Origin of the sequence: Craterilacuibacter sinensis, from assembly GCF_009831765.1 — a bacterium.
Lineage (GTDB): Bacteria > Pseudomonadota > Gammaproteobacteria > Burkholderiales > Chromobacteriaceae > Craterilacuibacter > Craterilacuibacter sinensis.
This window is the reverse complement of sequence record NZ_WSSB01000020.1, coordinates 17,973-27,913: the sequence shown is the minus strand read 5'-3', so window position 1 is coordinate 27,913 and position 9,941 is coordinate 17,973. Positions and strand designations below refer to the sequence as shown.

Sequence of the window (9,941 nt, the reverse complement as noted above, 5' to 3'; positions counted from 1 at the left end):
AGCTAATCACCACGAGACAACAGATACAAGGGTGGGTTAGGCCAAAGGCCGTAACCCACCATCACAGCCACACGCTTCACGGTGGATTACACCGCCATTCCCTCGCCCCGCTTCGCTTTCCGCGCTCGGTCAGCGGCTAACCCACCCAACATCCACTGCCAGCATCAATCCACCAGCCGCCCGTCCACCAGCCGGATCTGCCTGTCGCAGGTCTCCGCCAGTCTCGCGTCGTGGGTGACGATAAGGAAGGTGACGCCGTCTTCGCGGTTGATTTCGCGCATCAGCGCGAAAGCGTCGGCGGCGGTCTGGGTGTCGAGGTTGCCGGTCGGCTCGTCGGCCAGCACCAGACGCGGGCGCGCCATCAGCGCGCGCACGATGGCGACGCGCTGCTGCTGGCCACCGGACAATTGCACCGGCATCTTGTAGCTGTGTTCAGCCAGCCCGACCCGCTCCAGCAGCATGGCGGCCCTGGCCTTGTCTTCGGCGCTCACCACCCCCTTGCCGGCGAACACCGGCATCATCACGTTTTCCAGCGCGGAAAACGCCGGCAGCAGGTGGTGGAACTGGAAGATAAAACCCAGATAAAGGTTGCGCAGCCGGGTACGTGCGGCGTCAGTCAGCCCCACGGCAGTTTCGCCGGCGATAAGCAGCTCGCCCGAGCTTGGCTGTTCCAGCAGGCCCATGATATTGAGCAGGGTGGACTTGCCCGAGCCGGACGGGCCGGTCAGCGCGGAAAATTCACCCTCAAGAAGATTAAGGTTGATGCCGTGCAGCACCTCGACCAAGGGTGCCTTGCCGCCGCCGTAGCTGCGGCGGATGTCTTTCAGTTGTAAGACCTCAGCCACGGATTGCCTCCACCGGGTCCAGCATCGCCGCGCGCCGCGCCGGCGCCCATGCGGCCAGCACACCAGCCAGGGTCGCTATGATGGCGGTGACGATAAACAGCGACGGCGTCACCACCACCGGAAACAGGGGCGTGCCGTCGCTATTAAGCGCCAGCCGGGTAAAGCCCTTGGCCAGCAGCGCGCCCAGCGCCGAGCCGCCCAGGGAGCCTACCAGCCCGTAGATCGCGCCTTGCAGCAGGAACACCGCGCGGATGCGGCTGGCCGGCGTGCCCATGGCGCGCAGGATGCCGATCTCGCGCTGCTTTTGCACCACCGACACCACCAGCACGCTGGCAATGCCCAGCGCCACCGCCAGCGTGACGAACACCTTGATCATATTGCTGGACGCGCTCTGGCTTCTGAGCGCGGTCACCAGCTGGGTATTGGTTTCCTGCCAGCTGTCGGCCTCCAGGCCGGTGCGCGCCGATGCGGCTGCGGCAATGGACTCGGCCTGAAACAAGTCGAAAGTTTTGACATAGATTTCACTGACGTCGCGGCGGTAGCCGAGCAAGGACTGCGCACTTCTGAGCGGCAGCAGCACCCAGCGCCGCGACAAGTCTTTCAGCCCGAAGTCCAGCACCGCCGTCACCAGAAAACTGTCGGCGACGCCGGTGGCCGAGACCAGGCGCAGGCGGTCACCCGGCTTCAGACCCAGTTCGCGCGCCAGCTCCGAGCCTATCATCACCGCACCGCTATCCAGCCGCAGTTGGCCGGCCTTGAGCTTGCTCTGCAGCGGCACAATCTTCAGGTAGTCGGCCAGCTCCACCCCCATCAGTACCACCGATTTTCTGACCCCGCCCTTGAGCGCGAAGCCCGGCCCGCTGGCCATCACCGCTGCGGCTTCCACGCCGGGCAAGGCGCGGGTCGCAGTGAGCGCGCTGGCCCAGTTCTCGATGGTATTTTCACGCTGGGTACGGGTTTCCACCTCGCTCATCAGCTCGCCCGCGGGGGCCTCGATCAGGCGCCGGTTCACGTCTTCGCGCGGCTTGAGTACGATATGCGCCTGCGTCGACAGCGTCTTGTCGATGATATTGCTTTGCAAGCCGTTGACGATGGCGGTGATATACACCACCACCGCCACACCTATGGTCACGCCAGCCAAAATCAACACCGTCTGAAAACGCCCTTCGCGCATCAGGCGCCACGCCACCGTCCAGATAAAGGCCATCAGCCCTGCTCCTTCACGCGCACCTTGTCGCCGGACGAGAGTGCAGGCGCACCGGGCAGCACCACCAGATCCCCTGCGGCCAGCCCGCTTTTGATCTCGGCCATGCCGTCAGCCACCATACCGGTCACCACCGCCACCTGCCCGGCCTTGCCATCTTGCACCCGCCACAGCCACGACTTGCCGCCGCGTTCAAACAGTGCTGCCGCTGGCACGGTCAGCGCGGCAGCTTTGCGCGCGACCACGATCTCGGCCGACACGGTCATATTGTGGGTCAGGAATGCAGGCAAGGTATCCGGCAGCAGGATGGCTTCCAGCGTGCCGCGCTCCAGATCCACCTGCGGTGCGATGCGGACAAGGCGGGCAGCAAACGGCGCATCGGGCCAGGCATCGGCCGCCACCTTGGCCACCTGCCCGACTTTTAGCTGTGCCAGATAACGCTCGTCCACGTCGAGGCGGATCTCGGTCTTGCCGGCGGCGGCAAAGGTCAGCACCGGCTTGCCGGCACTGACCACATCACCGACTTCCACCTCGCGTGCAATCAGCCGCCCGGCCGCCGGAGCCAGGATGCGGGTCTGCTCTAATCGCGCCCGCGCCGCCGTCACCGCCGCCTGTGTCACCGCCACACGCGCACGCGCCAGCTGCACCTTCTTGTCTTCGGCATCCAGCGCCGCGCGGCTGATAAAGCCCTGCGCCAGCAGGCCGTGCTGGCGGGAAAACTGGCGTTCGGCCTCGGCCTGCGTGGCAGCGGCCTCATGCGCATTGCCCTCGGCCTGCGCCAGTTGCGCCTGCACTTCATCCGACTCCAGCACCAATAGCACCGCGCCGGCGGCTACCGCAGCGCCCTCGGCTACCGGCGTCGCCAGCACGCGCCCGGTCAGCGTGGCACCCAGCCGGCTTTCTTCGGCACTGCTGACATGACCGGTAGTGACGATGGTTTGCGTCAGCGGATGCGGCGCCAGCTTGAGCACGGCGACTTCAGGGCCATACAGCAGGCGCGGCAGCCACCACAAGGCAGCCCCAAGGGCGATCAGTACGATGACAAACAAAAAACGGAAGCGTGGCAACATGGCGATCCATATGCGCTTAAAATAATGACTTCTTTTTACCACAGAGCACGGATCAACACTGCCATGAGTAGCGCAACCTTTACCGAGAATCTTGCCTCCTTGCCCGAAGTGAGCCATCTGGCCGGGCTGAACTTGCTGGATAGCACTGGCCAGAACGTCGCCACCTTGCTCAACCAGCCCGGTACAGCCGGCTCGGTACGGGTCTACGCCGCGCTGGCCGCACGCTTTGGTGTGCTTAATAGCGAAGCCGCGCAAGCCGGCATTACGCTCTATGCCGAACACAGCATCGATGCCGAAGCCAACCCCGGCAAACACCCGAATATCGACCGCCTGTTTGCCGTGGCCCAAGGCAAGCAAGGTCCGCTTGACGTGGTGCTGCTGCCGGTCACGCACACGGGTCAATAAGTAAAAAGCCGCCCACCTTTCAGGGTGGGCGGCTTGAGCCTGAAGCCGCAAATGATGCGGCTTGTTCACTTACATAAAGAAAGCGTAGTTCAGTGTTAGCGCGGTCAGCAGGGCACCCCCCATCGGCACACTGGTGCGCTTGATGATTTCGAACGGCGAAATCTTGGCGATACCGGCACAGGCAATGACCACCGCCGCAATCGGCGACACCGAGCGGCCGATACTGGAAGCCAGCTGCATAGGCAGCAACATGGTCACCGCCGGCACACCGAACTTGGTCGCCACTTCCGGCGCCAGCGTGGCAAAGCTGAGGAAGGAGGCGTTACCCGAGCCCATCACCACCGCTGCACCCATAATCAGCGCGACCAGCACCAGCGTCATGAAGCCGCTGCCCAGACCAGCACCATCCGCAGAGTGCAACAAAGCGGAAATCGCGCCGATGGCCTTGAGCGATTCGGCAAACAGTTCGGCGCAGACAATCAGCGCCACCACCGGGCCGAACACCTTGCCCATGCCGTCAAGGAAGCTGGACAGGCCGGCAAACGAAGTACGGATGGAGCGGGTACGCACCAGCTCGCACGCCATACCGATAAACACCGTCAGCAACATGCTCACTTCCACGCTGACCTTGATGTCGTTGATCACCAGCTTGGAGAAGATCATCATCAGCGCAAACGGAATCACCGGCAACAGCGCATACCAGGCGGGTGCCTGGATAGCATCGCTACCCTTCTCGTCCAGTTCGGCATGTTCACCGCGGTGCTGCAGCGGATCGTAACCGGCTTTGCGGTCGCAATGGCGCTGCCAGAAAAAGTGCAGCAGCGTGGTCACGATCAGCATCGGCACAATCAGCCAGATCTGGTAGTCGACAAAGTAGGTGGTCGGATCCAGCAAGGACTGGCCGGCGGCGAAGATCGCATTGGCCTGTGTGGGCCCGATCTCGAATGCCTGCGTAGTCACGATCACGCCACAGGCCGAAGCCGGGCTGATGCCCAGATTGCGCATGATGGGATACATGGTCACCATCAGCAGCAGGCCCAGACCGGTGGCCGAGCTGACGAACAGCGACACGAATACGCCAACCAGATAGCAGATGACCAGCATCAGATAGCTGGACTTGATATTGGCAACCGGCTTGACCGCCACCTTCACCAGCGCCTGCGAGGCACCGATGTGCGACATATAGGTGGCAAAACCGGCCACCGCCATAATGGTCAGACCCAGGCCTGCCGCACGCTTGGAGAAGATGCCGTTAAAGACCTCGAACAGGTCGAACAGAGCAAAACCGGTGCTTTTATCCGGTGCCAGAATGGGGTGTATCCCCATCCAGTAAGCCACGGCAAAGATGGCCATACCGGCCAGCGCCAGCACTGCCTGCGGGTTGTAGTCCTTGATGATGGCGTAGATCACCAGACCCAGCACCATCACTACAAAGAGCAATTCCATGGCTAGTCCAAATCGTAAAAATCAGAATTTTATTAAAATCTGATGATCTGTGCTTGATACGGCTCAAAGAAAGTCGGATGCCTTGCTTATTCACCGCCCCCTGGCCACGATCTACTTACCTGCCCTAAGCGGCCCCTGCCACTTATTTATACAGCGTATACAGCCGCAGTTCAGGCTCATCCGCATACACCGCCATCTTGCCCTCGTAACGCAAACCCAGCTTTTCCAGCAGGCGCTGCGAGGCGAGATTGTCGTCGTCGGTTATACCCAGTAGCCGCGGCAGCGCCAGCGTCCCGATAGCGTAATCGCGGCAGGCCTGCGCCGCCTCATAACCATAGCCTTGCCCGGCATAAGCCGGCAACAGGGCAAAACCGATATCCGGCGCCGGCAACACATCGCGCCGTACCAGGCCGCAAATGCCGATAGGCGTGTCGTCCTTTTTCAATGCTACGCGCCACAGGCCATAGCCATGCAAGGCGTAACTGGCCGCCGGCCCTTCGGCCAGATAGCGCAGCGCGTCTTCTGTATTGCGTACCTTCTTGTCGCCGATATTGGCCAGAAAGGTCGGACAGTTCAGCAGATCGATCAGGAAGTCTGTATCGCGGGCGGAGAGTTCGGTCAGGCGCAAATGGGGCGTTTCCAGCTGGAACATGATTCCTCCAGGACAAAAGACAAATGAAAAACGCCGCCCGAAGGCGGCGCAGGCAAGGACAAAACGCTTATTTGTAGCGCGGCGGCAGCAAGAGCGCCGGCACTTCACGCTTGGCATGCGGCTTGCGGTCATTACGCCCGGCAATACGCGGCGAATCCGGCTGGCCGGCGTAGTCGGCTTCGTCAAATACCTCCTGACGCGGCGGATGCACCAGACGCACCAGCTTGCGCGCGGTGAACTCGGTGCGATCCGAGCTGCGGTCGTTGCGGTCCGCGCGCTCGTGGCGCTCGCTGCGGCGTACCACTTCCTTGCGCTCGGGACGCTGGCCGGCACGGGCTTCGGCCGGACGGCTTTCCTGCGGCCGGCGCTCCTGCGGGCGACGCTCGGGCGTGCGCGGTGCGTCGGTGTGATGTGCCGCCGGCTTGGCCAGGGTTTGCGCCTGCAGCCATGACGGCTGGAAACCTTCCACCGTCTTGGGGGCAAACTTCTGTCGCGTCAGCTTCTCGATGCCTTCGAGCTGGCGCTCTTCGCCCTGCGCCATAAAGGTGATAGCCACACCGCTGGCACCGGCACGGCCGGTACGACCGATGCGGTGCACATAGTCTTCCGGCGCATTAGGCATCTCGTAGTTGACCACATAAGGCAACTCATTGATGTCCAGGCCGCGTGCCGCCACATCGGTGGCGACCAGCACCTTGACTTCGCCGGCCTTGAACTGGTTCAGCGTTTCCTGACGCGCGCTTTGCGCCTTGTCGCCATGAATGGCTTCGGCAGCATGGCCGTCACGCTTCAGATCACGCGCCAGCTGGTCGGCCGAAATCTTGGTACGGCAAAATACGATGGCCTGGCCCATCTGGCGCTCTCGGATCAGATAGGACAGCAGATGGCGCTTGCGGTAGCTGTCGACCTGATACACCAGCTGCTCGACGTCTTCATTGGTCGAGTTCTGGCGCGCCACTTCGATGGTCTGCGGGCTCTTCATGAAGTCGGCAGCCAGACGCTTGATCTCGGGCGAGAAGGTGGCCGAGAACAGCATGGTCTGGCGCTCCTTCGGCAAGAGCGCGAGGATCTTGCGGATATCCTGGATAAAGCCCATGTCCAGCATGCGGTCGGCTTCGTCCAGCACCAGCACGTCGACGCGGTTAAGCATCACCGTTTTCTGGCCGACATGGTCCAGCAGACGACCCGGGGTAGCGATCAGGATTTCCACGCCACGGCGCAGCTCGGCCACTTGCGGATCCATATTGATGCCGCCGTAAACGGTAGTGGTGCGCAGCGGCAGATACTTGGTATACAGCCGTGCATTCTCGCCGACCTGATCGGCCAGTTCGCGTGTCGGCGTCAGGATCAGCGCACGCACCGGGTGCATGGCCGGCGACGCACTGGAGCTGGCGAATTTTTTCAGGCGTTCCAGCAGCGGCAGCACAAAAGCGGCAGTCTTGCCGGTACCGGTCTGGGCGGCAGCCATCAGATCACATCCACTCATCACCAGCGGAATGGCCTTGGCCTGAATCGGCGTGGGCTCGGTATAGCCCAGCTCGTCGATGGCCCTCTGGATTTCCGGCGAGAGGCCAAGCTCGGCAAATGTCATGTTCAGCTCCGGCGGCCCCGCCCATGGCAAGGCCGCAATGAATAATCAGAAAACAGCAACGCCGCTCCCAACGGGGCGGCGTCAGTCAGCGGGACATCCCGCTTTCGCGTCAGGCAAACAAGCCGGCAATAGTCAGCAGCAGCAACAAGGCCAGCCACAACAGGACGGCACGCCAGATCAAGCCCACCGCACTTTTCAGGTACTGCGGATCAGCTTCGTCTCCGGTGCCCAGTTCCGGGCGGATCTTCAGCAAATAGTCCTGCCTGAGCGGGTCCCCCAGACGCACACCGATGGCACCGGCCGCAGACGCAAGCAGAATGCCTGCTGTGTAGTTGCCCCAGGTGCGCGCTTGCGAGCGCCAGCAGTAAATCGCATCCTCGAAGTTGCCCATCACGGCAAAGCTGGCCGCAGCCAGACGCGCTGGCAGCCAGTCCAGCCACAGGCCGAAACGGGCGGCAAAACGGCCGAACGGATCTTCATCGAAATTGCGCTCGCCCCACTTCTGGGTCAGCATCGCCGAGAGCCGGTACAGCAAGGCACCGCTAGGGCCCGGCAACAGTACAAACCAGAACATGGTGCCGAATACATGGCGATAGCTGTCGAGCACGCCCTGCTCTATCGCCAGGCGCGATACCTCGTTCACCGACATATCCGAGGTAGGCTGACCTATCCAGCCGGACAAAGCCAGCCGGGCATCATGGTCGCGCCCTTCCGACAGCGCCAGCGAAATCTCGGAAAACGCACTGGAAAAATGGCGAAAGCCCATGGTCAGATACAGCACCAGCACATTCCACGCCAGCGCCAGCGCCGGGTTCAGCGCATACAGGCCATAGTAGATAGCCAGCGACAGCAGGACCGGCGGCAAAATCGCCACCAGCCAGGCAACGACGCCATGGCGCTCGGAGCCGGCATTGAAGTTGCGCTCGAGATGGTTGGCATAGCGGATAAACAGCAGCCACACCCTGTTTCGGTTACCCAAGGGCCGGATCTGCTCCAGAGCCAGCGCAGCAATCAAGGAAAGCAGAATCATGAGTTCAAGGCGAGTGGTTGAGGGTTCTAGACGCGACTAGAAGATACCACAAAGCGGCAGCGCCGTGGCATGCGAGGCAGATTCAGGCCGAACCCAAAGAGCGCGAGCCGGACAAGGTAGCAGGCACCATGCCCTTGCGGCCATAGCCTTCGGCCTGACGCACGGCGCTGGACAAGGTGTCCAGCAGCGCCTCGGCCATCAGGCCGCGCTCGCCAGCCAGTGTGGCATTCATGTCGTTGTAGACGCGGGCACGGGCCAGTTCGGCCTCCAGCGCAAGCCAGGCAGACCGTGCATTTTCATCGTACGCGAGCCAGCCATTGAGCGCTTCGGGCGTATCCAGACCGGCATCGCGCTGCATGGACAAACGCGGCGCTGCCAGTGCCGCCAGCTCGGCAAGCGAGGTTTCTTTTTGCATCGCCAGCCGCTGCAGGGCATGGCCATTCAATGCCAGCAAGGCGCGCTGTTCTTCGGCCAGCAAGACCGACAACTGTTGCATCACCGATAGTTCGGCCTGACAACTGGCGACAAATTCGGGGCTATTCATCATCACTGGTTTATGCACGGCCCAGCAATTCGCGCGCCGAGCTGATCAGACTGTCGGCGATCGCTTCTGGCTTGACCTGATACTGTCCGGAGGCAATCGCAGTGCGGATCGCATCCACCTTGGCCGCATCAAATGCCGGCTCGGATTGCGCGGCTTTTTCCGCTGCCTGCATGCGGCTGGCCAGCGGATTGATGGCGACATTCTCGCCAGCGGCCTGAGTCTTGGCCTCAGGCGCCCCGGCATCGCGCTTGAGCGCGCGCGGCTGGCTCGCGTAGGCGGCCAGTGCCTTGCTTGAGGAGTCGATTTTCATACTGCATCCTTGCTACTACGGGCTATGGGTTCAATATCGGCAGCTTGCGCCATTTCTTGAAGCTTTTTTACTGCATCTCCACGCGCACACTGCCATCGGCGTCGGCAATACCGCTGACCACGCGGCCACCGGGCATGCGCACCCTGACCGGCTCGCCGACGGCGGCATTATTATTGGCCACGCCCTCGGCCGACACCCTGAGCCCGTCCTGGCTCACCATGGCGCGCACCGGCTGACGCATCCGCACCACAAAAGGTGCACGTAAAGCGGTGACCCGGATCACAGCGCCCGGTGGAATCTGGGTGCGCGCTGCACGCCCGACAAGCTGGCTGCTATCGCTGACGCCTTGTCGCGCCAATGCCGGGTTGGCGACCGCTGCCAGACGGATATCGCCGATGCCAACAGTTTGCCCGGCGCCAATCAGGCTGGCAGCCACATACACGCTGGCCACGCCGCGCGCCTTCAGCGGCAAGGCAATGCTCCAGCCCAATACCGGGCAGCGCACCGCCACCGATTCGGCCGGTACGCCGGCAGGCCAGGCGATGGAAAGATCGGGACAGGCCGGCAGAAACAGCCGCGCATCCGGCGGCGAAACATCGCGCATCGGGCCACGCCCGCTGGCGCTTTGCTGGTCAACAAAACGCTGCGCCTCAAGCTGCAGCCGCACCAGATCCTGACCGCCCCCCGCCCACGCAGGCGCTACGCCCAGCAAAAAAAGCATTGTCGCAAAAATACGTCGAAACATGGCGCCATTGTACCTGCAACAGCAGATAAGCCGACAAACGTTTGACCTCACACCCACGACTTTAGGATATTTGCTCCATGTAGAGCATTTGATCTGCAT

At 62.3% G+C, this 9,941-nt stretch carries 11 protein-coding genes; 1 reads left to right on the top strand and 10 read right to left on the bottom strand.

Features of this window, described 5'->3' with window-relative positions; all coding sequences use genetic code 11:
• Positions 1-164 precede the first annotated feature (164 nt).
• Genes GQF02_RS15275 through GQF02_RS15265 form a run of 3 tightly spaced genes read right to left on the bottom strand, consistent with a single transcriptional unit; the run spans position 165 to position 3,119 of the window.
• The gene (locus GQF02_RS15275; protein WP_160798301.1) at positions 165-845 is read right to left on the bottom strand and encodes an ABC transporter ATP-binding protein; all 681 of its coding nucleotides are present in this window, start codon (positions 843-845) and stop codon (positions 165-167) included.
• Positions 838-2,052: an ABC transporter permease gene (locus GQF02_RS15270; RefSeq protein WP_160798299.1), complete on the bottom strand. Its 1,215-nt coding sequence runs from the start codon at positions 2,050-2,052 to the stop codon at positions 838-840. The genes GQF02_RS15275 and GQF02_RS15270 overlap by 8 nt, the downstream gene beginning before the upstream one ends.
• Positions 2,052-3,119, bottom strand: coding sequence for an efflux RND transporter periplasmic adaptor subunit (locus tag GQF02_RS15265; protein WP_160798297.1), 1,068 nt, complete (start codon positions 3,117-3,119; stop codon positions 2,052-2,054). Before GQF02_RS15265 ends, GQF02_RS15270 begins: the two co-directional genes overlap by 1 nt.
• Positions 3,120-3,182: 63 nt before the next feature.
• Here GQF02_RS15265 and GQF02_RS15260 point away from each other — a divergent pair, with 63 nt between their 5' ends.
• Complete coding sequence (locus GQF02_RS15260; protein WP_160798295.1) at positions 3,183-3,524, top strand: DUF2322 family protein; 342 nt, start codon at positions 3,183-3,185, stop codon at positions 3,522-3,524.
• Between the two features lie 69 nt (positions 3,525-3,593).
• Here GQF02_RS15260 and dcuC read toward each other — a convergent pair whose 3' ends face one another.
• From dcuC to flgA, 7 genes are all read right to left on the bottom strand, one after another.
• Entirely contained in the window at positions 3,594-4,970 is a 1,377-nt protein-coding gene (gene dcuC / locus GQF02_RS15255; RefSeq protein ID WP_160798293.1) for a C4-dicarboxylate transporter DcuC, read from the bottom strand.
• A 142-nt stretch (positions 4,971-5,112) separates the two neighbouring features.
• Positions 5,113-5,622 carry a GNAT family N-acetyltransferase gene (locus GQF02_RS15250; protein WP_160798291.1) on the bottom strand — a complete coding sequence of 170 codons (510 nt, stop codon included), beginning with the start codon at positions 5,620-5,622 and terminating at the stop codon, positions 5,113-5,115.
• 67 nt (positions 5,623-5,689) lie between these two features.
• Positions 5,690-7,213: a DEAD/DEAH box helicase gene (locus GQF02_RS15245; protein WP_160798289.1), complete on the bottom strand. Its 1,524-nt coding sequence runs from the start codon at positions 7,211-7,213 to the stop codon at positions 5,690-5,692.
• A gap of 109 nt (positions 7,214-7,322) precedes the next feature.
• Positions 7,323-8,243, bottom strand: a complete 921-nt coding sequence (locus GQF02_RS15240; RefSeq protein ID WP_160798287.1) for a CobD/CbiB family protein — start codon at positions 8,241-8,243, stop codon at positions 7,323-7,325.
• An 82-nt stretch (positions 8,244-8,325) separates the two neighbouring features.
• Positions 8,326-8,790 (bottom strand): flagellar export chaperone FlgN, encoded by a 465-nt coding sequence (flgN, locus tag GQF02_RS15235; protein ID WP_220789516.1) that lies wholly within the window; start codon positions 8,788-8,790, stop codon positions 8,326-8,328.
• A 7-nt stretch (positions 8,791-8,797) separates the two neighbouring features.
• A complete protein-coding gene (flgM, locus tag GQF02_RS15230; protein WP_160798283.1) occupies positions 8,798-9,097 on the bottom strand; it encodes a flagellar biosynthesis anti-sigma factor FlgM in 300 nt (99 codons plus the stop codon).
• Between the two features lie 67 nt (positions 9,098-9,164).
• Entirely contained in the window at positions 9,165-9,842 is a 678-nt protein-coding gene (flgA, locus tag GQF02_RS15225) for a flagellar basal body P-ring formation chaperone FlgA (protein WP_160798281.1), read from the bottom strand.
• Between the last annotated feature and the right edge of the window lie 99 nt (positions 9,843-9,941).

Excerpts from the sequence above, each read along its gene's own strand:
- GQF02_RS15270 (WP_160798299.1), bottom strand. The coding sequence starts at position 2,052 with ATGGCCTTTATCTGGACGGTGGCGTGGCGCCTGATGCGCGAAGGGCGT.
- GQF02_RS15265 (WP_160798297.1), bottom strand. The coding sequence starts at position 3,119 with ATGTTGCCACGCTTCCGTTTTTTGTTTGTCATCGTACTGATCGCCCTT.
- GQF02_RS15260 (WP_160798295.1), top strand. The coding sequence starts at position 3,183 with ATGAGTAGCGCAACCTTTACCGAGAATCTTGCCTCCTTGCCCGAAGTG.
- dcuC (WP_160798293.1), bottom strand. The coding sequence starts at position 4,970 with ATGGAATTGCTCTTTGTAGTGATGGTGCTGGGTCTGGTGATCTACGCC.
- GQF02_RS15250 (WP_160798291.1), bottom strand. The coding sequence starts at position 5,622 with ATGTTCCAGCTGGAAACGCCCCATTTGCGCCTGACCGAACTCTCCGCC.
- GQF02_RS15245 (WP_160798289.1), bottom strand. The coding sequence starts at position 7,213 with ATGACATTTGCCGAGCTTGGCCTCTCGCCGGAAATCCAGAGGGCCATC.
- GQF02_RS15240 (WP_160798287.1), bottom strand. The coding sequence starts at position 8,243 with ATGATTCTGCTTTCCTTGATTGCTGCGCTGGCTCTGGAGCAGATCCGG.
- flgN (WP_220789516.1), bottom strand. The coding sequence starts at position 8,790 with ATGATGAATAGCCCCGAATTTGTCGCCAGTTGTCAGGCCGAACTATCG.
- flgM (WP_160798283.1), bottom strand. The coding sequence starts at position 9,097 with ATGAAAATCGACTCCTCAAGCAAGGCACTGGCCGCCTACGCGAGCCAG.
- flgA (WP_160798281.1), bottom strand. The coding sequence starts at position 9,842 with ATGTTTCGACGTATTTTTGCGACAATGCTTTTTTTGCTGGGCGTAGCG.